Source organism: Paenibacillus silvestris, assembly GCF_009882985.1.
In the GTDB taxonomy this organism is placed as follows: Bacteria; Bacillota; Bacilli; order Paenibacillales; family NBRC-103111; genus Paenibacillus_E; species Paenibacillus_E silvestris.
Window position 1 is genome coordinate 128,235 of record NZ_WTUZ01000039.1, and the last position, 23,544, is coordinate 151,778.

The window sequence follows — 23,544 nt, forward strand, 5'->3', positions numbered from 1 at the left end:
TGATGACTACAATCAGTTTGATTAACATAGTTAGACTTGTCCTCTCGGAGTGGATGCCTTAATTAGCAAGTGGCATACTGCTCATTCCCGTGTTCGTAACTGTTACTTCGACATGGATGTTAAAACCGATATCCGCGAAACGGTCTCCCCAATCTTCCTTCCATTCCATCCATAAGCGCGGATTTTTTGCGAAAACTTTGTCGCCAATGCCGATGGCATCCAGTTTGCTGGCTTGGAGATGACGAATGAGAGTAAGCAATTCTTTCTTTACTTCCTGGATCACTCGTTCTTCATAGGCTTGTTCTTCTGCGCCCGTGCTAAGTGCTGAACAGTTAAGTTCCCCTGCAGCCCCTTTGAGCTTTGTCGTCACATCTACAGTGATCTCATTATTCTTGATTGTTGTGCGGAGATCAGTGGTTTCTTGGAACACTTCGAAGGATTCCTTAAGACCCTTGACGGATTCGTTTCCTTCACAGGCTGTAGTAATGATGCTGCCCTTGAATTTGCGTTTAAGCATAAGAATTGCTTTTATTTCTTTTGGCGAAATAATTTCAGCCAGTTTTCCCTTTTCAATCAAGACAACTCCAGCAACGCTTGGGACATTCCCATGGATTTTATCGAGTGACAGATAGGGGACAGTGGCTATTCCGGTTTCACTTTTCATTTGGATATGTGCATCCAAGATCGTCGCTTTCAATGTTTTGCCCGTGAAATTATAAGAGCCTTCGTCTGCAGAGTGTAACTGCTGTCCCATCGTATATTCAATAAATGGATGCATATGCAAAAAATTCTCGGATTTCCCTTTTGTTATGATCAGTGAATTGGTAGGCCTTGGTTCATGATCCCGTCGAAATAGATCAAGAACCACACCTAAATCCATCTTTTGTATGACTTCTTCGCTGACAAGTATGACACGCATGTGATCCCATTTCGCCTTACGCCCCAAGTGAATGGTGATATCTCGAATGGCATCAAAAACATTCTCGCCTTCCGTCTTAATGGTGAAAGCTGATTTAAGCGAACTTTGTTTCGTCATTCCGCCAGCTCCGCTCGGTTTATAGAACAGTGTGGTTAGCTCTACACGGCCTTTGTCCGACAGATCGATAGCCACAGCTTGTACAAAGGAGTATTCGATTAGTTCGGCCTTGTTCCAGCATCCTGTTAAAGAAAATAAAAACAATCCAGATAATGTGATGACGATTAACTTTCTCATTGTTTATTTCCTGCTTTCTGTGGCAACAGTTACTTTTTCGGCGTCCTATGCATGTGTCGGTTTCGCGGAGAACGGAGCAGAATTTTTAGAGGAGCACGTAAGAAACCGTCTTTGAGTTGCTGAAACCGGAAGGGGGCCCATGGAGCCAGATAAGGCTGCCCTAAGGAACGTAAACTGATTAAATGTAGAAAAATAAACAGAAAACCAATCATGAAACCGAACCCGCCTAAAGTAGCTGCAAGCAGCATTAAGGGGAATCGCATGATCCGTAGGGAGATGGCCAAATTATAGTTGGGCAAAGAAAATGATGCGATCCCTGTAAGTGCAACGATAATAACCATGATCGGTGAAGCGATTTTAGCCTCAATCGCGGCTTGTCCGATGACCAGCGCTCCAACGATGCTCACGGCAGATCCAACAGGTCTTGGGAGACGTATGCCGGCTTCACGCATGATTTCAAAGAAGAATTCCATTAATAACGCTTCGATAAAAGCGGGAAAGGGGATTCCTTCACGTGTATCGATGATGGCTAACAGCAGCACGGTTGGGATCAGTTCGGAATGGAACGTAGTAATAGCTATATATAGACTTGGCAATGTAAGCGCCATAATAAAAGCGGATATTCTAAGAAGCCGGATGAGTGATGTGTATAGAGATCGAATGTAGTAATCTTCACTTGAACTAAAGAATTCGACAAAGAGGCCTGGGCAGATCAGGATGGAGGGGGAACCTTCGGTAAGAACAATGATCTTGCCATCAAGAACTGCGGCAACCGCCGTATCCGTTCGTTCAGTATGCCGATATTGCGGAAATGGGGAGTACGTGGAGTCCTCAATCAGCTCCTCAATATAGGCGACTTCGAGAATTTCTTCCTGTATCGCTTTCTCAAATCTAGTTTTAAACAATTCTAATGTTTCCGGATTTACGGCACCGTCCAAGTAGCCAACGGCAATCTCTGTGTGTGTTTCTCCTTTGGCAACGAACTTTTGAATTTTGAATTTAGAGCTTTTTAATCGGTTGCGCAGCAAGCCCAAATTGACCCTTAAATTCTCGATCGTGGCCTCTTGCGGCCCTCGAACGACGGGCTCATTGATAGGTTCGCTTATTTGTCTTGTATCGATAGAAAGTGCGTCAAGGCTAAGTGCTTTATCCCATCGGTCGAACAAAATCACGACATGGCCATTTAAGATATTTTCTTCAACATTCGGTAATTGCGTAACCAAAGTCATATTCTTTGAAGTGACGCCGTGGTGTTCAAAAAAGGAGAATGCATCGTCGAGCGCAGATGTTGTTCCAACTTCTATATCATGAAAGTCAAGATCCTCGAGGACATCTTGAAGTTGGACTAAATCTTTGTCTTGAATAAGTGATTCACAATAGACGATAAGTGCCGCGTTCTCTAACTGAGGTCCGAAATGTTGTGGAAGGTATAAGACATCAGAACAATCAGCAAGCCGTTCCTCTAGCCATGCTTGATTCTCCACCAAATGAGGAGAGAGGGAGGCAGCATCAGATTTGGTTGGCAGATCAGGTTCGGATACCGGAGGTTTATTATTTTTTTTGAATAATTTTCTTAGCTGCATAGGTCGGTTTCCTTCTGTACGGGTATATGGTTATTTATTATCCCAAGAAGGAGGAAAATTATGTGATTTGTGGAGTTTGTGTATAGGGGGATTTGAAACAAATCTATAGTAGACGTCCATTATCATTCCATTGACCGTAAATTTTATTTTCTCTCGTATTTTCTATGAATTTGTCTAATCTGCTCTTAAATAACGCTGGCTGATTTTTAACGCTTTGTATCGTGTCGATCCGAACTCTTTTATAAAGATCCGGAAATGCCATATAATGGTCATATACATGCTTTTCCTCTTGCAGCCTTTGCTCTATTTCTCTATCTATTCTAAAAGAAAGGTGATCCTTATCACGAAGAACCCTTCTTCCTTCGTCTGTCATTAACCCCAGCTTTTCGAGGCGGCTGGCTCGTGCTTTATTTAATTCAGTCCATGAGCTTTTCTTGCCTCTAGGAGATAGTCTCTGAGCCATCTCAGTTTCAGATACTTTCTTTTTGACGCCATCGATCCATCCAAAGCACAGAGCTTCCTCGACCGCGTCCAAATATAACAACGTATCAGGGCGGGGCTTCATACTAACCAATACCCAGCAACATTTCTCAGTCGTACCATTGGCTTGAAGCCAAATCCTCAAATCTTCTCTCGATTTGGTTGGAATCAGATTTTCAATTTCCATCGCTTGCCTATTGCCCCCCACTTTTGAGTGCGTACACTTCAAGTGTAGTATAATTGATAAAAGGTGACAGCTGTATGTCATCTTTTATCAAAAGCATGAGCAAAAATAAAAAAACATCCTTTGTCGATTTCATGATTGCTCATTCGTCGTTATTCATAGGTAACCAATTATAAAGGAGAGATTGACGATGACAAAAACAAGTTCTAAAGGCGGGCTATGGACAGGAAGAGTGATGAGTGGGATAGCCATTCTGTTTATGCTGTTAGACAGTATCATGAAATTATTTAAACCTGCATTTGTAGTAGATTCTACCGTATCACTTGGTTTTCAAGAGCATCATATTTATTTAATTGGCATACTCGGACTTCTTTCTACGCTCCTTTATGCATTACCTCGTACAGCTATCATTGGTGCGATGTTGTTGACCGGTTATTTTGGCGGCGTGATCGCGACACAGGTGCGTCTAGATGCTCCTCTTTTTTCCACGATCCTGTTTCCTGTTTATCTGGCTGTGTTGGTTTGGGGAGGCCTATGGCTGCGGAATGAGCAAGTACGTAAATTCCTTTTATTACAAAAATAGGCACCTAATGAATGCGTCCAAGCAATTATTCCACGAAGTTCGTACTCTATACAGTCGTCACATTTTTCTTCACAAGAGGAGGAGCTTTTTATGGGTAACACCACGTTGTCATCTACTGGAATTGGTGGAGGGTATACGTCGACAGCAACGATCCTTGTCCTTTTCATCTTATTGGTTATCGTTCTGACTTCAGTCAGCTTGTAAGGTTTTACATGTTCCAGATAGGTGATTGCTTTTGCAAGAAAGGAGGATACGAACGATGGGGTATGAAGCAGGTAGCACAAGCGCAGCCGCCATTTTGGTTCTCTTCGTTTTATTGGTTATTGTTACTATGACATTTGTATGGTAAACGTGTAGACAAGACATTGACCCATGAAAAGCCGCGAAACTCGCGGTTTTTTTTCATGCAATCAAGTCTGGGGATTACGCTTACGGACAGGTACCCGTTTTATGGTAAAATAGGAGTAGCTATCGCGTTAATTGAAAAGGAGGAATGGATAGATGCAGGACTTAGCGTACTTTGACCCCCAAGCATTATTTGGACATATATATACCAGTGCTCCGATTGGAATCGCTTTGATCTCTTTGGATCGCAAATGGATGAACGTTAACCCGGCAGTTTGCAGGATTTTCGGCTATTCAGAAGAAGAGTTCAAGGACTTTACGCTAGAAGATATCCGGCATCCTGATGACAGCAGCAACACTAGTCGTTTAGTAACAGAGCTGCTCCATGGCGTCATTCCTTCATTTGAAATAGAAAATCGGTACTTTCATAAAAATGGCAGTATGGTTTGGACCTTTGTACATGTTTCATTAGTTCGTGATGATCATGAGGGGAAGCCTTTGTATTTTATTGCCCAATTCATCGATGTAACCAAGAACAAGCTGGCAGAACTCAAGCTGCAGGAAAGCATTGAACGGTATACGTCATTAAAGAAATACAACCATGATGCGATTATTTCTTTTGGATTGAACGGCATTATTATCAATGGCAATAAGATGGTTCAGCAGATGACCGGATATCGCATTGAAGAGTTAATAGGCAGTAGAATGTCTACATTAATTGGCGAGATCAATTCAATCAATTTGCTCTTGGCTTTACACGATTATGGCGATATTGAAAAAGTGGAAAAAGACATCACTTTCATTCAGCACAAAGACGGTCATTCCGTTGAAGTGTTGGTGACACTGGCTCCAATCATCATCCATGCTCAGACGAAGGGCTTTTATATCATAGCGAAAGACATGACGGAACAAAAGAAGTTGATTATTGAAAAAGAAGCGGCTGAGAAGACGAATAAAGCGAAAAGCGAATTCTTAGCCATGATGAGTCATGAAATCCGTACACCTATGAACGGGGTTATCGGGATGACGGATGTACTTCTGGAGACGGAATTGGATGAAGAGCAGATCGAATATGTACAAATTATTAAAAAAAGTGGCGACACGCTGCTCTCGATTATCAACGACATTCTGGACTTCTCCAAAATTGAATCCGGCAAGACGGAATTAATGGAAGAACCCCTGAATATAAGAATTATTTTATCAGAAACGCTCTATATGGTAATGTCCAAAGCTCTTGAGAAAAATCTGGAGATCACGACATCGGTCTGTCCTAAGGTTCCTAACCTGGTTCATGGAGATATAACGAAGTTAAGACAAGTTCTGATGAATTTACTCAGCAATGCTATCAAATTCACGCCTAACGGAGCAATCTCGATCAGTGTGGAAATGTTATCGCAAGAACGGAATACAGTGCGTCTTCAATTCGCAATCAAGGATACAGGGATCGGTATTCCGAAAGATCAGGTCGGTCATTTATTTGAACCGTTTTATCAAGTAGATCATTTTATGACTAGGAAAACAGAAGGCACCGGCTTAGGATTAGCTATTTGTAAAAAGCTTGTTGAGCTTATGGATGGTCAAATCTGGCATGAAGCCTCCAATGATCAAACAGGATCAACCTTCTTGTTCACAGCCAGCTTCAGAGTTCCATTAGAGCATTCTGACTCATCGCAATATGATAGGTGGCGCGAACATGAGGATAAGGTCGAGAATTCAACCGAACAATCCTTGAAAATATTAATTGCAGAAGACAACGAAGTGAATCAACTTGTCTTAAAGAAAATGATAGAGAAACTCGGGTACAAAGCGACTTTGGTACATAACGGCAAAGAAGCAGTGGATGCTGTCAAGCGTTATCCGTATGATATCATTTTTATGGATATTCAAATGCCCTGGATGGATGGGTTAACGGCTACGAAACTAATCCATGAACTATTAAAGGGGAAGAACAAACCGTACATCGTGGCAGTGACCGCTCATGCAATCAAAGGCGATAGTGAGAAATATCTAGCTGAAGGCATGGATGCTTACATCAGCAAGCCGATCAGCATTAACGCGATAGCAGAGATCATTGAAAGATTTGACAAGAGGAAAGCCTAGGTTAAGCGTTAAGCGATAGCTCAAGATCAGAGCAGTTTACCACGTGGTAATTGCTCTTTTTTCTAGTTTTGTTTCACTTAATTCCTTGGAATTAATAGCCTTCTTGTGTCCACTTCTGACTTTGCATGCGTGTTTTGGCAACTCCAAGTGCCATGTTGTTCCATAAGGTCATCTCTACAAACTGGGACTGTTCATTCGTACACTGAACAATGATGATCACTTCACTACCTTTAGCAGTTCTTATCTTCTTCCGTCTATGGTGGGTCTTGATTACATCGAATACAAAACCAATAATAAAACCAACAACCGATCCAATGAGTCCCCAAACCACGGGTCCCCAGTCCAGAACAAATCCTCTAGCTACCCCTATCGTGCCACACATCATGGCAAGTATGAGACCAATATCAATCAATGAGGTTCCATCCATACCGTGCGTCGTATCAAACAGTTTGGTATCTACCTGACGATTATCTAGTGGAACTGCGTAGATATCGTCGATTTCATTCTCTTTTAGTTTGCTAATGGCAAGCTCGACGAAATGTGTATGCTGAAAGGTAGAGAAGAACTGGATGTCCATTAGACTTTTTCTCCTTTATGTAATACAAAATGCTTTGATTGATGATGGTTCTTCAAAAAGTCTGCTTGTTCCCGATTAAAAAGTTTTTCTAATTCAACTGTATTTGAGTAGGCGTCATATAAGCCATAGAAATAGATCGACGGATAATAGAGGACCCACTGTGGATCTAGTACTTCTCTGGCTTTCAAAAAGTCCCCTAGTAGACAATAGTGAATGCTTTCGACCAGATTTGAATTCAGGTATACAATAATAGTCGTAATCATTTGCAAAAAAGCGCCTAGGAGTCGATGAATATAGAGTTGTCCGAGACTTGGCAAGGCCATTGACCAAGCCAAAGCGATCCATGGTTCTTTTTTGTCTAGAAAGTTATTCCCGAAAGGGTTCATCGTGAAAGTCGTGTATTTGGCATTTTCCCTTTCCGCGAGCAAGTGGATCTTGTTTTCATCAATTGCAACCCGGTAGCTGTCCCATATAGCAAATAAATAAACAGGAATATAGAGGTAGATGTATCTTTCGTCTAAAATATCCTTTGCTTGGGCTAGATCGCCGTTAAACGTATACATGATGGCCATATTCAGATGGGTGATTTGGTTAATAAAAAATTCCCAAAAAAACAAGGCGAAGCCGGTTATAAATTTGTGGACCAAAAAATGGCCGAATCCAGGGAAAGCGATGGACCATAATCCGACGATGAGGGGATTTCGCTGGTGGAGCTGAATCGTACCGAAAGCAGTAACGTTGGCTTGATAATAGCGATTTCTATATTTGTTCCTGAAGTTATTCATCGTTGTTGCCCCTTTGCCATTTCAGAAGAGTAAGCAATTGTTATTATTTCCTAATTCTAAATATCAATTCGGATAAAAGTATTTGATACGATCGTCTTATCGTGTATTATCAGGTAATATGTTTAGTCATGTAATGAGGGGGTCGACGATGCTAAGCAAATGGTTTATCCATCGCAGCAGCATTCAAAATAAGTTTCTCATATCGACAATATGCCTCATCCTTGTTCCGCTCGGTGTCTTCGGATTCATTACGCTGCAAATTTCCAAAAATTCAATTGAATCGCAAGTTAGCCAGTCGAATCTCAAAACACTTGGTCAGATTGCTGAGAAGACGGATATGCTGCTGGACGATGTGATTGCGGTTTCGAATACGTTCTATCTCAATGATGAGATTAACCATGCGTTTACGACGGAAATAACCGCAAATAGCTATGAAGAAGCACATCTTCGTGCTGCTTTTGACAGGCTGCTTACGAATTCGATTTATTCTTTCGGTAAGCTCCAATACCATGTTACGCTTCTTGGCCTGAACGGACTCGAACAGTCGACGAATCCGCTAAATATGAATATCCGAATCCGAGATATTGTAAACGAACCTTGGTTCCGAAAGGCTGCTGAGGCAAAGGGACGTATTCTCTGGATTACGGAGCCGATCCCTGGACTTATGGCGACAGAGGACGGTCGTAGCACCTTTCACGCTGTAAGAATTAGTAATCGTTTTGAAACCGGCGCTCCTACGGGTCTCGTAATGATTAGTGTAAACGCAACCACAATAAGGAGTTTATATGAAAGTGCCTTGGATGAGCAGCGGGAAATTGTGATCATCGGTGACGATGGTCGTGTGATCTCCTCCCAGGCAGACGGAAAGATCTTGACGAATGTAAAGGATCGTTCCTATTACTGGAAAATTCAGCAGTATGAGTCGGGTTATTTCGTAGACCGCGAGAATGATACGGAGCAATTAATTTCTTTCCAGACAATCGGCAAAACAGGTTGGAAACTTGTTTCTTATACACCGACAAAAGTTGTTCTTAGCAGCTTAAATCGCATACAGCTAATTGTCTCTATTGTTTTTATTATCGTTGTTCTACTTGCCATCGGGGCCTCTTATGTGATGGCCAAACGACTCGCAATACCGATCAAACGGCTGTATCGCGATTTCACTCGCGTAGAGACGGGGGATCTGTCCGTTCGTACTCCGATTCATCAGGATGATGAAATTGGTTTGTTGACGAGGAAGTTTAATCAGATGGTCGCTAGATTGAATGAGTTGATGCAAGGAATTACGGTTGAGCAGCAGCAAAAGAGGCATGCCGAGCTTCAGGCGCTGCAATCGCAAATTAATCCGCATTTTCTGTATAACACACTAACTTCGATACGATTCATGCTTCATAAGCACAGCGTTGACAAAGTCGATTCCGTGATTGTGGCTTTGGTTAAGCTGCTGAAGCAATCGATCTCCAAGCATGATGAGTTAATACCGATCGAAGAGGAAATTAGCATGCTGCACAATTATATGTACATCCAGCAAATTCGGCAGGGTGATAAGCTGGAGGTTCACTATGCATTCATTGACGAGATGATGCCGTTCAAAACGATCAAATTCATTCTGCAGCCGCTGGTCGAGAATGCGATCTTTCATGGGCTGGAGCCGAAGCTCGGGAAGAGGACGCTGTGGATCAGAGGGGCTATGCAGGATGGAGATATCCTGTTTGAAATCAGGGACGATGGTGTTGGGATGGAGCCTGCTAGCAAAGCTGGTTTGTTCTTAGATGAGTATGCTGAGGATGGACAAGCAGCCCATCGCGGGGGCTTGCGGAATGTACATGAGCGAATCCAGCTGTATTACGGCGCAAAATATGGGCTAACGGTAGAATCCGAGCTAGGAGTAGGAACGAAGGTATCCGTTCTTATACCAGCCTGGTATAAGTGGAAGGAGACGAATGCTAAATGAATATTCTCATTGTAGATGACGAACCGATTTTTCGGGAGTGGTTTCAAATGACCGTTGCCAGGCTGGGCGAACCTTACCGTATTGCCGGAGAAGCCGCAAATGGTCTTGAGGCGATCGATTTTTGCCGGTCGCATACCGTTGATTTGGTCGTGACTGATGTCAAAATGCCGGGTATGAACGGTATTGAACTGATTAAGAGCTTGAAGCAGGAAATGCCGAGAATTCGCGTCGTTATTTTCAGTTCCTATAATGAATTTCAATTCGCCGCCGAGGCACTCAAATTCGGTGCAAGTGAATACATTCTTAAAGCAGAAATTACACTTCAGGGTCTAGGCGAGGTGCTGCAAAAGATCGGTAAGGATATTGAACTGGACCATAGTAAGCTGGTCGAAATCAACTCCTTGCGAAGTCTGTTGAATCAAAACCAACTGGCACTTCGTACCGCGTATTTCAAGGAGCTTTTGCTAGGAAATCAACAGGAATGGAATGATTTTCAAGATAAAATGCTGCTGTTCGGCACGGGGCTGACTGAGAGGAACTTGACGGTACTAGCGTTAGGCAATCTTCCGACCTCGGAGCTGAAAATTCAAGAGGAAGATTTGCGAATCCTTGCGGTAACCAATATTGTCAACGAGACTTTGATGAATGAAGCTGGCAATGGCTGTTCTTTTCTCTATGAGGACAATGTGGTGATGCTGCTGGTTAATATCAAGAGCACGAGTATGAAATCTCAAAGGGAGTCCTTGCTGCTATTGGCTAACCGTGTAACGGAAAATTTGCGTAAATTTATTGGTGTACATGCTGCGATAAGCATCAGTACGACTTACAGCCGTCTTTCCTTCCTGCCGGAGCAAGCAAGAGAGGCATTAGAGGCACTGCATCTGCCCTTATTTTATGAGGATCGCAGCATTGTGTATGATCAGTCCCCGATTCCTGCTGGTCAAGCGGACACGATTCCTGTGCCAGATAACTTTCACCGTTATTTAGATTTGGGACAAATTCGAGAGGTATCAGAAGCCTGCAAGCAATTCATGAACGCCATATCTGAGCAAAAAGCATTGAATGCTAAGCAAGCTAGGGCGCTATCCCTTGAGCTAACTTATGCCATGGTGAACAAAGCAAGAGCCTATCAGGTGCCGGCTACGAAGCTTGATTTGTTGTATAGCGAAGCTCACCTGGAGGTGATGCGGCTGAAAACTTTTCGAGAGCTCAGAAGTTGGACGGAGACGATGGTGGATACGATTGTGCAGTGGATTGAACAACACCGGCGCAAATATGGAGAAGCCGTACAGAATGCGTGCGATTTTATACAAAGACACTTTTCAGAAGAACTCTCGCTTCAGCAAGTGGCTGACCATGTTCACCTGAGCCGGAACTATTTCAGTGAGCTTTTCAAAAAAGAAACGGGGATGAATTTCAACGAGTACCTGATGCAAGTAAGGTTAGAGCAGGCGATGAACCTGCTGAGTACCAAAACGCTGAAGGTTTCGGAGACAGCCGTGCAAGTGGGTTACGCGAACGCAAGTTATTTTATTAAGTTGTTTAAAAAATACACAGGAATCTCCCCATCTGAATACATGGAGCTGCATAATAGAGCCTAAGCACACTAGACATCGCTTGAATGCGATGTTTTTTTTGTTCAGCTAAGGCCCTATCGGATTATTTTTGCATATCAAAGGAATAATTTTGTATAAGATCTGTGAGACTCAGTACGACAGAATCAAGAAGCCTGCATTTGTTCCAAAAGAACGGAAACCAGTTTCACTATGACCCATTCCCGATTTCTTATAATGAAGTTGTCAGATAGATGAACTACAAGGGGAGGCTTTCAAATATGAAAAAGCAATGGGTTGCCGGGGGGATCGGCCTTATACTGTCGGCCAGCATTCTGCTCAGCGGTTGCAGCAGCAGTACGGAGCAGCTGAATAAGAAGAGCGATGGAGCAAACGGAGGAAGCAAAACGCTCACTTTCTGGAGAGCTGGTACGGATCCAGCAGAAAATGCTTATTGGAAACGCGTAATGAGCGATTTTGAGACGAAGCATCCAGGGGTGAAGATCGCGTATAGCGAGGTTCCTTTCGGTTCAGATATGGAAACGAAGCTGAATGCCGCTTATGCCAGCGGAACGTCGCCGGATGTGTTGTCTTACACACTGGCATCCTTGGCGCAGCGGGCGAATTTAGGGCAATATGAGCCACTCGACGCTTACACGAGCAAATGGGCAGATAAAAGCGACATGCTGGAAAGCGTCGTTGATACCGGTACCTACAAAGGGAAGCTGTACGGCATAGGCTTCATCCCTGATCCGAGGGTTCTGCTGTGGCGTAAGGATCTTTTCAAAGCAGCGGGACTGGATCCTGAGAAGCCGCCGGCCAATTGGGATGAACTGATGCAATATGCGGAAAAGCTGACAAAGAAGGATGGAGCGACAACAACGATGGCGGGTTTCGGCATTCCGACGGCGACCGGTTGGACGTTATGGCAATCCTTTGTTCTGCAAAATGGAGGCAAAATTATTGACCCGGAGACGAATACACCGTTATTTGATTCCCCGGAATCCATTGAGGCTACACAATACCTAATTGATATGGTGAAAAAGGGAATCACGATTCCGAACGATTCAACGAAATCCAATGAGAATCTGTTCCCGAACGGAAAAGCGGCGATTGCTTATGATAGTCCTGCTGCATTCACGAATTTACAGAAGGAACATCCTGAGCTCAATGGGCAGATTGGTGTATCAGGTCCCATTTCCCGCAAAATGAAGTCTACCTTCGCTGGCATGCGTCTATTGTTCATGAGCTCACAAAGCAAACAAAAAGACTTGGCCTTTGAATTTATGCAGACGGTCATGGCCAAAGAAGAGACATGGGCTAGGTATAAGGAATTAGGAACTCCGGTCGTCAGGAAGTCATTGAAAGACGATTATATTAAAGAAAATCCAGTCATGAATGGTGCTATATTCGACGCCGTGACGTATGGACAAGGTGCTGCGAAAGTAACGTATTCCGGTAAAATGTATGAGTTTATTAGCCTGAACTTAGAAGAAGCCTATTATGGCAAGAAAACAGGGGAGCAAGCGATGAAGGATGCTGCTGCTCAGTTGACCAAGGAGCTTCCAAATCTAATTTCCAAATAGGAGCTGAGTCGCCTGCGTGAAGATTGCTTGCAGTCTACGGGCAGGCGATTTACGTTCCAACCAGATGAAACGAGGTGGTTTCCCGTGAAGCCGACTGCAACGACAGGTGCCCAAGGAGACTTAGGCCGGCACAAATCGCTCCGCAAATTGCGTTACGATTATGCCGGATATGCCATGATTGCTCCCGGGTATGTCATTTACTTTGCCTTTATTTTTATTCCATTACTGATTAGCTTCTATTATAGTTTTACAAATTATAACTTCTATAGCAGTCCATCTTTTATCGGTCTGCAGAATTATTCGCGATTGCTGCATGACGGTATGTTCGCCAAAGCTATGACGAATACCCTGGTGTACGCATTCTGGACAATACTGCCCCAAATTGCGCTTGGACTCGTTCTGGCTGTTCTGCTGAATGGAGGAATCTTCGGCAAGGTATTTGCTAGAGCCAGTATCTATGTGCCTAACGTAACCTCCATGGTGGCCGTGTCCATGATTTGGCTCTGGATTTATGATCCCTCACTGGGGATTATGAACCGCCTTTTCAAAACAGTAGGACTTGATCCAGTCCAGTGGTTGTATGATCCCCAAACAGCCATGCTCGCCATTGTGATCATGAGCATCTGGAAATCACTTGGGTATACGATGATTATTTATTTGGCGGGCTTGCAGTCGATCCCCTCTAGTTTATACGAGGCGGCACATATGGATGGAGCCTCCAAACTACGGCAGTTCTGGTCGGTTACCTTTCCAATGCTCAAGCCTACGACCTTTTTTATTCTTATTATGACGTGTATTAACTCCTTCATGGTATTCGAGCAAGTGAATATTCTGACGAACGGTGGGCCAATGGGTTCGACGACTACCGTTGTGCACCAAATCTACTTGCGCGGATTCCAAGATTTCCAGATGGGTTATGCATCGGCGATGGCCATGGTGCTGTTTGCCATTACGCTTGTGATTACAATCGTCAATTTCAAATACGGTAATCAAGGTGATGATCTCGATGTGGACTAATAGATGGAGAGGAGGAATTTCGCTTGAAAAGTAAGATGAGCATCACGATTCTACTATCGGCCATTATGCTTGCAGTTGCTCTGATCATGCTTTTTCCATTCATGCTGATGGTGGTTACCTCCTTCAAGACGATGGGAGAAATACAGTCGCCTACTTTCTCATTTATCCCGCATAAATGGATGTTTCAGAATTATGTGCTGGCCATGTCCAAGGGAGATTGGCTCCGTTATTTCTATAATTCTTTTGTTGTGACAGTGATTACAGTGGTTGCTAGTCTTGTACTAAACTCGATGGCCGGCTATGCTTTTGCTAGACTGCGGTTTCCTGGAAGAGACATTCTGTTCTTTTCCGTACTCGTCGGCATTATGGTACCTTCGCAAGTCACCATGATTCCAACCTTTCTTATGATGAAAAAGTTTCCGATAGCCGGAGGCAACGATATATTCGGAGCGGGAGGCATCGGATTAATCAACAGTTATGCCGGTTTGATTTTTCCATTTGTAGCAGGCTCGTTCGGCATTTTTCTATGCCGTCAGTTTTTCCTCACCTTTCCAAGGGCACTAGATGAGGCGGCGCAAATAGATGGAGCATCCACCTTTCGGGTGTTTTACCAAATCTATCTGCCTTTAAGTAAGCCGGTACTCGCTACACTGGGCATTTTCAAAACAACAGCGACCTGGAATGATTATATGTGGCCGCTTATTATGACGAACTCGGAGCAGATGAGAACCGTACAGCTGGGCTTGACGATGTTTCGCGGGGAAACGAGTGTGGAATGGAATTTATTAATGGCGGCAACGACGCTTGTTGTACTCCCGCTTATGCTTCTGTTCCTCTTTGCCCAGAAATATTTCGTGCAAGGTATTGTAACCACAGGTCTCAAAGCATAAATGACGAATTTGTCTAAGGAAATCATGGATGGGAGGCTGCTATGAATACAATTGTCGTGCTTTTGGATACGCTTAATCGGCATTTGCTGCCAACGTATGGAGGGGATTGGGTCAAGACGCCAAATATCGAACGACTTGCCGAGAAATCCGTGGTTTTCGATCAACATTGGTCAGGATCACTCCCCTGTATGCCAGCGCGAAGAGACCTCTTGACAGGAAGAACTGCTTTTCTGGAAAAAGGGTGGGGAGGCATTGAACCGTTCGATGAAACATTGCCGAATGTTCTGCGGAAAGGCGGGGTTTTCAGCCATATCGTAACTGATCACTACCATTATTTCGCTACCGGTGGGGAGAACTATTGCCAGTCCTTTACGACCTGGGACTTCCATCGCGGACAGGAGGACGATCCTTGGCATTCGACCGTAAGTGAGCCGGAAGTGCCCGCAGAACATTACGGCAGGGTCAGAACGCAGTATGAACGAAACCGGAAGAGGTTTCTGCAAGAGGAGGATTATGCCGGGCCGCGAACGATGCGCGCTGCTTGCGATTGGCTGGAGAGCAACGCGGAGGAGGACAATTATTTCCTGATGGTAGAAGCCTTCGATCCGCATGAACCCTTCGATTGCCCGAAGCATTATCTAGATCTGTATCAAGATGATTATAAGGGACCGCTCTATAATTGGCCTAATTACGGGGATGTAGATGTGCCGGAAGAGGCGGTTGCGCATGTACGCAAACGATATGCGGCCAATCTCACCATGATTGATCATTGGCTTGGCAAGCTGCTGGATACGATGGACCGTTTGGCGTTATGGCAGGATACCCTGCTGATTTTCACAACGGATCACGGTTTCTTATTGGGTGAGCATCAGAAAATGGGTAAAAACCAGATGCATGTCTTCAACGAGCTCGCACATATTCCCATGATGATTCATGTCCCAGGCGGAGAACACAACGGTACACGAATCAGCGCGCTCACGCAAAACATTGATGTGATGCCGACGATCCTTGATTACATGAATGTGGCGATTCCGGATCAAGTGAAAGGTCATTCATTAAGGGGACTCCTTGAAGGGCAGATGGACAAGGTCCGCAATGCGGCGATCTATGGTTATCACGGTATGGCGGTGAATGTAACGGACGGCAACTATACCTATATGAGAGCTCCGCGTGCAGCAGATAATCATCCGTGTTTTACGTATACCGCAATGCCGACGACTTTCCGTTCTTATTTGGGCAATCAGGTGCAAGAGTTGATTGAAACGGGCCGTTTCTTGCCGTATACGCGCTTTCCCTTGTTTAAAGTGCCTATGAGCCGGCAGGATGAACCATATGCAACGAACCGTCAAGTCATGGAGACGAAGCTCTATGATATATCGCAAGATTATCAGCAGCAGCATGCGATTCAGGACGCGGAGTTGGAGGCGCGTATGATTAGACTGCTCAAAGAGAGTATGCACGAAGCGAATACGCCGTTAGAGCAATTCGAGCGACTCGGATTGTGAGTGTAGTTGGACCTAACATAAAAGCGAAAAAAGTCTTGTATTTCAAGACTTTTTTTCGCTTTTATGCTGTAGAATGATTCTTTAACAGTTTAGGTTTATTCCTTATATTCCTAATCCATGTGAGGAGTATTAGGAGTATCGGGATAATAATGCTAAAGAGCATGTAGTAGGGGAACAAATATTTTTGTATCCAAACGATATTTTCTAGGATATTGGCAAATAACAGCGAATAGGCAGACATAAACCAGACTAGTGGGTAGGCGACAGTCGCACGTCTTTTTATTTTGAAGAGCTGGCAGATTCCCAACACGGCACAATAAAACAAAATGCTTAATTTGAGACAGACGAGAAGCAAGATATTGATGGAAATGACGGCTTCTAAATGTTCAATGAATCGAGAAAATTGCATCTCGCGAAATATGGTGAAAATGGGATACACGAGTGCGGAACCCCGTGCCGTGCCAAGGATGCCGATCGTGAAAAACATGCATAAAGTAAGAATGAGTCCTCCAATTCCGATCCCCAATAAGTAGGAAGTCTTAAGCCTTTGACCTACAAAAGGAAACAACATCATCAGCGCAACGGTTTCCATAAAAGGAAAGGCAAAGGCATAGTTGGTATCAATCATCACCGGCAAAATGTGAAAGTCAAAGGGCACTTTAAAGTATTTCCAATCCCACTCCCGAAGCATGAAGGAGAAAGGTAACCAGAAGGCGATAACCATGTAGGGTGTTATGAGTTCACAAACGATAGCTATCGTTTCTATCCCTTTGACGACCGCATACGCACAGGCAAACAGAGTTAATATGATGAACATCGGCACAGGTGTTCGAGGCATAAGGGTTCCGTGCATGAAATCACCCAGATTGCGGGTCACCCAAGAAGCCATTTGGATAAAGTAAAATATGTACAGTAGGGAAACAACGCCGCCGGCCCATTTGCCTAGAATTTCGTTGGCAATTTCGATAATTCCTTTACCAGGATAATGTTTGGCTAAATATAACCAGACACCTGCTAATAGCAATCCATATAGAGTAGACCATACGACGATCAACCAAGCATACTGCTTGGCATCGGCCATTAGTTTGCCAGGAAGAAGGATGTATGTTGTTCCAATTACCAAACTATAGGTAACTGTGAACATTTGCCAACCGCTCAATCGCGCATTTTCCAATTGTTCTTCCTCCCATGCTACTGATAGGCCGTACTCGTGTTTCCAATTCCTTCAACGGTAGAATGAATCGACACATCCACTTTTAAGTTTTTCCAAGTTTCCTCGCTGATGCCTTCATCCTGAATGCCTAGAAGATCCCAGGCTTTATCATGAGTTAACTTGATAAGATGCTCTGCTTTCTCCTTCAATTCTTTATTGTAAGCAACTTCGATCTCATCGAGATTCTCCAAGTTCATCGGAACGGTTTGATTATTTTCTACGACCCTAAGATCGACTTTGATATTCATGATAAGACGCGGAGGTGATGCGGTTAGCACGTATTGCCTATGCACTTGGATATTCTGCGCTTCAACGACAACGGAAGCCCCATTGACTTGAAGCGTGTTTGAAGTAATTTTGAGCTGGCCGTTTAAGATATAATTCGTTCTTTTCGTATCCTCATCGACACGACCAACCATTTGAGCATGTTGAAATACGGCCCCGTCTGTGAAAGTGAGGGAGTTTTTACTGGCTTGGATACTTTCCAAGCGGTCTGTTTTCGAGGACGATTGTACCCCCGAGTAATGGAGGATCGGAATGATGATCGGTTGGTGCATGGATACTGCTCTAGCGACATCTCTTAACCGACTAGGAAATAGATGTTTATGAAAGGTTCGCGCATGCATATCCATAACAGAGCGAATATATTTGCCGGGAACCCTTTCCAGTGCCGTATAGCTGTACATAATATCAGAGAGGGGGGAATCCGTGACAACGAAATCGACGTTTGTTCGGCGATCCGGATCTCGCTCAATGAAATTGATAAACTCCAGTATGCCCTGTTTGGCAAAGCTTTCGGAGACAATATAGCACTGGATATGCGGCGTGAAAAATTGCCGTGGCATGATCGTGCTAGTACGTCCCGCAAGACGCCCGAAATTCATTTCATTCAATTTGAATGTGTATACGGGCGCACTTGAAGTCCCTCCTTGCTTGGAAGCAATACCGGTCGGGTTGATCACTTGATAATAGGCTGTGAGTTCGCCTGTTTTAGGGTCTTTATCAGCGCCTGCTATATTAATAATGGCTAGTTGGTTAATTTCCCTTTTGTCCCAGCATCCCGTACAGATAAGGAGAAAGAGTAAAACGAAGAAGATCCTCATGATGAACTCCTTTCTAGTTACTTGTCATGAGACCAACGGGGTAGTCGATTCATGAGGAATCTGGGGACGCGAATAATCGTATCTTTCCATGCGGATAGATGCAGTGGTGAAACAGGAGATAAATAATGGATTCCGAAAGAGCGCAAGGAAGCCAAGTGGACCAGCAGGATATACACGCCTATGAGTAAGCCGAATAACCCTAGCACACTGGATAATCCCAAAAAAGAAAATTGGATAATTCGTTGGGCAATGCCGAAGCTATAACTGGGTGAAATGAAATTAGAGATCGCTGTTAGAGAAACGACAATAACCATAGCTGCCGAAATTAACCCTGCCTCAACGGCTGCTTGTCCTAGAACAAGCGCTCCAACAATGGAAATCGCTTGGCCTGCGATACGTGGCATGCGCAAGCCAGCTTCTCGCAAAATTTCGAATGTTATCATCATGATTGTTGCTTCTACGAAAGCGGGGAAAGGAACTTGCTCACGTTGAGCTGACAAATTAATTAATAGGGACGTTGGCAAAAGTTCTTGATGATAGCTGACAATTGATACATATAAAGCAGGTGTGAAGATGGCTAGCAGGAAGGTAAACATGCGAAGCCACCGGATTAGTGTCGCAATATCTGCCCGTTGATAGTGGTCTTCAGGGGAAGTGAAAAATTGAAAAAAAGTGACAGGTCCAAGCAGCGCCATAGGTGTCCCATCGGTCAGTACGGCAACCTGTCCTTCAAGCAGTTTGGCTACGACAGAATCTGGGCGCTCTGTCGTAATTAGCTGTGGGAAGGGAGAGAAGGTTTTGTCCTGAATCCATTCTTCAATATAGGCGCTCTCGAGTACACTATCCGTTTCTATGGAAGAGATGCGACGACGAAATTCATCGACAACCTGGGTAGAAGCGACATCACTTAAATAGGTTATGTAGATTGTAGTTTGTGTTTGAGTGCCGAGTACAATCTTTTCGAAAACCAGATGTTTACTTTTTAGCCGTTTGCGAATCAAAGGGATGTTTTGAGAAATATCTTCGACGAAGCCTTCCCTAGGTCCGCGAATGGCGACCTCAGAGCTCGGTTCTTCGATGCTTCTATAGGCGGACTTTGAGACATCAAAGCTCAAGTACTTGTTCTCGGTAGACAGCATCAGCAGGCAATGACCATTAAGCAATTGATGGATAGCTTGACTGAAATCATCTAGCTCCTGTCTTTGCCCAAGTGGAATAGTGTTCAATAACCATGCTGTATTCGTTACATGGCTGCCTTGTTGATTAGCCGTAATAAGTGGTTTTAGGATCAGTTCATCCACTTGATTTGGCATGGTGATGGAAGCTAGGTATAAGCAATGGACGATTGAATTGTCGTGCATAGTTAGCTGCAAACAACTTAGATCCGGCGGATTCCCCATATCTTGCGCGATATTTTTTATAATCATATCCGCTTCTATATGCATGACGAATCCCCCTCAACAGTTACTAGTTTTATCCTATCCCTGTTAATAAATGTTTATTCATTTTTCTTGTACCTCTAGAGGGGGAGCTTCTCATTCTATTCATTGATACGGTTTAAAAACTCATTGATGAAAATCTGATCTTTATGCTTGCACTTGAATCCAACCAATAAGTCGTTACTAACAATCATCTGTTCGTTGACTATTCGATATTTTGGTGCTGTCACGTTGTTATCTTTCAGCATGTAGGTTGGAAGCACACTTATGCCTTCGCCTTCCACAATTGCTCTTAAAATTAAATGCAGGTTGGGGATGACATGAATCGGAATGAGCTGGGGACTTGATTTGAAAAATTCTTTCCAATACTTTCGAATAAGGGTCAGTTCGAGATCATAGCTGATCCAACGTTGTTGCAGCAGCCATCGCTCCATATCTCTTAAATGAGTAAAGTCAGGCACTTCTGTGTTGGAAGGAGCTACAATGACATATCCCTCTTGCTTAAGCGGTAGATATTCAATACCAGGTATCGAGAACTTTTTGCTCGTAAGGATGATATCTACACGATCTTCTCTCAGAAGTTCCAATAAGCCATTCGCATCACGAAAATAGGTGATTGTTTTCAAATTCATTTTAGGTATATGTGTCAAAACTTTCTCAGTAAACAATTCCTGCGTTGTGCCAATTTTAATAGTTTTTGCTGTAGATATAGGGTTTATTCTTAATTCCTGCGTCTTTTCTTCTAATAAATCGATGTAAGGCGCGAGAAGTGAATACAGTTGTTTTCCTCGTTCAGTCGGGACAAGTTTTCGCGTTGTACGAATAAATAGCTGTTCACCAACTTCCGCTTCCAGGCAGGCCAGATGCTGGCTGAGCGCTGGTTGCGTCATGATTCGTGCTTTAGCGGCTAATGAAACGGAATTATGTTTAAATATGGAAACAAAACTTCGATACCATTCAAAATCAACCATAATTGCTCCTTCTGCGAAATTTCTGTCATAGATGCTGCTCCCAATAATAGCAGATTCGATGTTAGCGATCCGTAACTTAGTCACATTGCATCTACGAAGTGGCAAATAAATAGAGATCAGCGTTACCAACGAATCGGTAACACTGATCTCATGTATGTTTGTTATCTTTGCCGTGCAGAAGATTAGTCTCTGGCTGCCTCGTATAATTTCTCTTCCAAATAAGCAGGCTTCGCATAAGCGGCAGACATATGATCGCCTTCACCGGTTATCAATCGGAATTGTCCTAGATGACGGGATTGCGCAGGATGAAAGCCATAGGTATCACCTTGTGGTGCTGCCATATCAGAAGTGAAATAGAGGTAACTTTTCGGTATATTCAGGGTGTAAAATTTCTTCAAATCCAGTTTTTGCAGTAAAGGTGTTGCAGGTTCGGGTTTTGCGCTTTGATAAATTTGTTTAGCTAAGGTTTCACTGGCTGTGTTGACAAAACCGTCACGGAACAAAGGGTAAGGCATAGGAATCGTGTTGTTGCCGGAACCTTTCACTAATTCACCAAAGGCTCCTTGTAATTCAGGAGGAAGCTGCTCCGCGACACTTTGCCCGTCAAGAGGTACGAAAGCGTCAAAGAACACTAAGCGGTGAATCTGATCTGGCACTTGTTCGGCTACTTTCTGGATAATGGAGCCACCGAAGCTGTGCCCGACGAGGACAATATTGGTCAGATGATTGGACTTAATATAATTCACAACGGACTCAACAATAGCTTCATGAGTAACGTTAGGATCATATAACTTGCCATGACCCGCATATTCAGGTGCATAAGCGGCGTGGCCCTTGCTTTTCAATTCAGCAACCGTTTTATCCCAAAAGCTTGCATCCGCCCAGGAGCCATGAATAAGCACGAAAGTCATAGGCTGCTGTTTGGTTGCTTCGGCAGCAGCTTCAGCAATAACGTCAGAAGAGGCGTATGAAACTCCGTTATTGATAGTAGGTTTAAAGGCATTTTGCCCGTCAATTTGTAAAAAACCTGTGGTTTGGTCAAAATATATACGATCAGGGCTGATGTGAAACACGTTAGCTAATGTAGCTTTTACAGGCAAGGAAGATGAGGCTTCCATAGCTTGAGCAGTGCTTACATGTCCCCATTGAGCGCCGGTTAACAAGACAGTTGCGGCGATTACTGTTCCCGCCAATTTTTTATTAATTGAAATCATCATGTATCATTCTCCTTCAGAATCATATTTGTTTGATAGAAGCTTAGTGGCTTGTGCTTCTTACAAATACGATAATAACAGGAAGGAAGATAACGAACTGTAACTTCATCACATTGCTAATTACCAAAATAGTCCAATGGGATGGCCCGTGGGCCATCCCATTATCATTATCCTAACAAAAGAGCACCTAATGAGTAGCAGACAACCATCATTAGAAGCACTGTGATGTGATTAAGCGAGAAAATGAACATCGAACGGGCCCACTTGTTCTCCTGCTTGCGTCGATATCCGCTGATGCTCAGAATCAACCAGACCAGGCTCAGCAGCGCATTTGCTGCCGCGATGTACGGATTAAAGGTCCAGAACAAAAAGCTGACAAGGAATAGCGCAACCAGATACACGTTCATTTGCACGTAAGTTCTACGAATCCCCTTGACGACCGGCAGCATCGGTATGTTAGCCGCTCGGTATTCCTCCATGCGTCTAATTCCAATTGCGTAGAAATGAGGCATCTGCCAAATAAGCATCAATAGAAACAGTGCAACAGCATGGGGATGTAAAATGTCCGGTGAGATCGCGGACCAACCGATCAGCGGAGGAATCGCGCCAGATAAGCTTCCAACCTCCGTATTGTAGATTGTTTTGCGTTTTGTCCACATGGTGTAAGGCACGACATATAAGAATAGTCCCAGAAAGCCCATGAAAGCAGATAGCGGCGATGCCATATAGAGTGTCACAAGACCACCGATCGCAATCCAAATACCTATGATCAATCCGATCCTAATATCAATGATGCCAGAAACAGTTGGCCTGTTTTTCGTTCGTTCCATTAAGCGGTCGATATCACGGTCGTATAAATTATTAAAAATACCAGCCGCTCCAATGACCAAGGAAGAGCCTATTAGTGCTAATGTCATGTTGCCGATTTTATCGATTAGCGGTATTCCGTGTACGAACAACGCCATACTAAGTCCTGCGATCATTGCGATGAGGTTTGATTTAATAATCCCAATCTTTATCGTTTCGAAGAGTACCTTCGTGATTGAAATTGGAGCTCTTTGAATGCTAACTGTATTGCTTTGGATTTGCATGTCTTAACACACCCTTTCAGGTAAATTACCTTCTATAGCTTTAGGTTATCACATAGGTGTCGCTCTTGAACCTAGCTTTAACAAACACTCATGATTCTGTCATAAATCTTTGTCGCTTTCGTGAATTAGTCACTTTTACTGGGAAAAATAAATCAATA

Annotated in this window: 20 protein-coding genes; 9 read left to right on the forward strand and 11 right to left on the reverse strand. The window is 43.7% G+C overall.

Annotated features, from left to right (window positions below):
• Positions 1–58: 58 nt before the first annotated feature.
• The 3 genes from GQF01_RS29985 to GQF01_RS29995 form a co-directional block, all read right to left on the reverse strand.
• Positions 59–1,213, reverse strand: a complete 1,155-nt coding sequence (locus GQF01_RS29985) for a Ger(x)C family spore germination protein (protein WP_161410746.1) — start codon at positions 1,211–1,213, stop codon at positions 59–61.
• 29 nt (positions 1,214–1,242) lie between these two features.
• A complete protein-coding gene (locus GQF01_RS29990) occupies positions 1,243–2,796 on the reverse strand; it encodes a spore germination protein (protein ID WP_161410747.1) in 1,554 nt (517 codons plus the stop codon).
• Positions 2,797–2,899: 103 nt separating this feature from the next.
• The gene (locus GQF01_RS29995) at positions 2,900–3,463 is read right to left on the reverse strand and encodes a YdeI/OmpD-associated family protein (RefSeq protein WP_161410748.1); all 564 of its coding nucleotides are present in this window, start codon (positions 3,461–3,463) and stop codon (positions 2,900–2,902) included.
• A 187-nt stretch (positions 3,464–3,650) separates the two neighbouring features.
• Between GQF01_RS29995 and GQF01_RS30000 the strand changes: the two genes are divergently transcribed.
• From GQF01_RS30000 to GQF01_RS30015, 3 genes are all read left to right on the forward strand, one after another.
• Entirely contained in the window at positions 3,651–4,043 is a 393-nt protein-coding gene (locus GQF01_RS30000) for a DoxX family protein (protein ID WP_161410749.1), read from the forward strand.
• A 90-nt stretch (positions 4,044–4,133) separates the two neighbouring features.
• Positions 4,134–4,247: a YjcZ family sporulation protein gene (locus tag GQF01_RS30005; protein WP_161410750.1), complete on the forward strand. Its 114-nt coding sequence runs from the start codon at positions 4,134–4,136 to the stop codon at positions 4,245–4,247.
• A gap of 297 nt (positions 4,248–4,544) precedes the next feature.
• Positions 4,545–6,488: a PAS domain S-box protein gene (locus tag GQF01_RS30015; protein ID WP_161410752.1), complete on the forward strand. Its 1,944-nt coding sequence runs from the start codon at positions 4,545–4,547 to the stop codon at positions 6,486–6,488.
• 91 nt (positions 6,489–6,579) lie between these two features.
• On the opposite strand, the gene GQF01_RS30020 is transcribed toward GQF01_RS30015, so the two are convergent.
• Positions 6,580–7,065, reverse strand: a complete 486-nt coding sequence (locus GQF01_RS30020) for a hypothetical protein (RefSeq protein WP_202556779.1) — start codon at positions 7,063–7,065, stop codon at positions 6,580–6,582.
• The gene (locus GQF01_RS30025; protein ID WP_161410753.1) at positions 7,065–7,850 is read right to left on the reverse strand and encodes a hypothetical protein; all 786 of its coding nucleotides are present in this window, start codon (positions 7,848–7,850) and stop codon (positions 7,065–7,067) included. The genes GQF01_RS30020 and GQF01_RS30025 overlap by 1 nt, the downstream gene beginning before the upstream one ends.
• Before the next feature lie 148 nt (positions 7,851–7,998).
• Between GQF01_RS30025 and GQF01_RS30030 the strand changes: the two genes are divergently transcribed.
• The 6 genes from GQF01_RS30030 to GQF01_RS30055 all read left to right on the forward strand — a co-directional run bounded on the left by GQF01_RS30030 (position 7,999) and on the right by GQF01_RS30055 (position 16,355).
• Positions 7,999–9,804 (forward strand): cache domain-containing sensor histidine kinase, encoded by a 1,806-nt coding sequence (locus tag GQF01_RS30030; protein ID WP_161410754.1) that lies wholly within the window; start codon positions 7,999–8,001, stop codon positions 9,802–9,804.
• Positions 9,801–11,405, forward strand: a complete 1,605-nt coding sequence (locus GQF01_RS30035) for a response regulator transcription factor (protein ID WP_161410755.1) — start codon at positions 9,801–9,803, stop codon at positions 11,403–11,405. Before GQF01_RS30030 ends, GQF01_RS30035 begins: the two co-directional genes overlap by 4 nt.
• 233 nt (positions 11,406–11,638) lie before the next feature.
• On the forward strand, positions 11,639–12,943 hold the full coding sequence (locus tag GQF01_RS30040) for an ABC transporter substrate-binding protein (protein WP_161410756.1): 1,305 nt from the start codon (positions 11,639–11,641) through the stop codon (positions 12,941–12,943).
• A gap of 84 nt (positions 12,944–13,027) precedes the next feature.
• Complete coding sequence (locus GQF01_RS30045; protein WP_328803560.1) at positions 13,028–13,960, forward strand: carbohydrate ABC transporter permease; 933 nt, start codon at positions 13,028–13,030, stop codon at positions 13,958–13,960.
• Positions 13,961–13,983: 23 nt separating this feature from the next.
• Entirely contained in the window at positions 13,984–14,850 is an 867-nt protein-coding gene (locus GQF01_RS30050; RefSeq protein ID WP_235960665.1) for a carbohydrate ABC transporter permease, read from the forward strand.
• Between the two features lie 41 nt (positions 14,851–14,891).
• Complete coding sequence (locus GQF01_RS30055) at positions 14,892–16,355, forward strand: sulfatase (RefSeq protein ID WP_161410757.1); 1,464 nt, start codon at positions 14,892–14,894, stop codon at positions 16,353–16,355.
• 61 nt (positions 16,356–16,416) lie between these two features.
• Here the strand turns inward: GQF01_RS30055 and GQF01_RS30060 are convergent, their stop codons facing one another.
• The 6 genes from GQF01_RS30060 to cyoE all read right to left on the reverse strand — a co-directional run bounded on the left by GQF01_RS30060 (position 16,417) and on the right by cyoE (position 23,386).
• Entirely contained in the window at positions 16,417–17,529 is a 1,113-nt protein-coding gene (locus GQF01_RS30060; RefSeq protein ID WP_161410758.1) for a GerAB/ArcD/ProY family transporter, read from the reverse strand.
• Positions 17,530–17,546: 17 nt separating this feature from the next.
• Positions 17,547–18,671: a Ger(x)C family spore germination protein gene (locus tag GQF01_RS30065; protein WP_161410759.1), complete on the reverse strand. Its 1,125-nt coding sequence runs from the start codon at positions 18,669–18,671 to the stop codon at positions 17,547–17,549.
• Between the two features lie 17 nt (positions 18,672–18,688).
• Positions 18,689–20,116, reverse strand: coding sequence for a spore germination protein (locus GQF01_RS30070; RefSeq protein WP_161410760.1), 1,428 nt, complete (start codon positions 20,114–20,116; stop codon positions 18,689–18,691).
• A gap of 95 nt (positions 20,117–20,211) precedes the next feature.
• Positions 20,212–21,081 (reverse strand): LysR family transcriptional regulator, encoded by an 870-nt coding sequence (locus GQF01_RS30075; protein WP_161410761.1) that lies wholly within the window; start codon positions 21,079–21,081, stop codon positions 20,212–20,214.
• A 182-nt stretch (positions 21,082–21,263) separates the two neighbouring features.
• Positions 21,264–22,298 (reverse strand): alpha/beta hydrolase, encoded by a 1,035-nt coding sequence (locus tag GQF01_RS30080; RefSeq protein WP_235960666.1) that lies wholly within the window; start codon positions 22,296–22,298, stop codon positions 21,264–21,266.
• A 164-nt stretch (positions 22,299–22,462) separates the two neighbouring features.
• Complete coding sequence (cyoE, locus tag GQF01_RS30085; protein ID WP_161410762.1) at positions 22,463–23,386, reverse strand: heme o synthase; 924 nt, start codon at positions 23,384–23,386, stop codon at positions 22,463–22,465.
• Between the last annotated feature and the right edge of the window lie 158 nt (positions 23,387–23,544).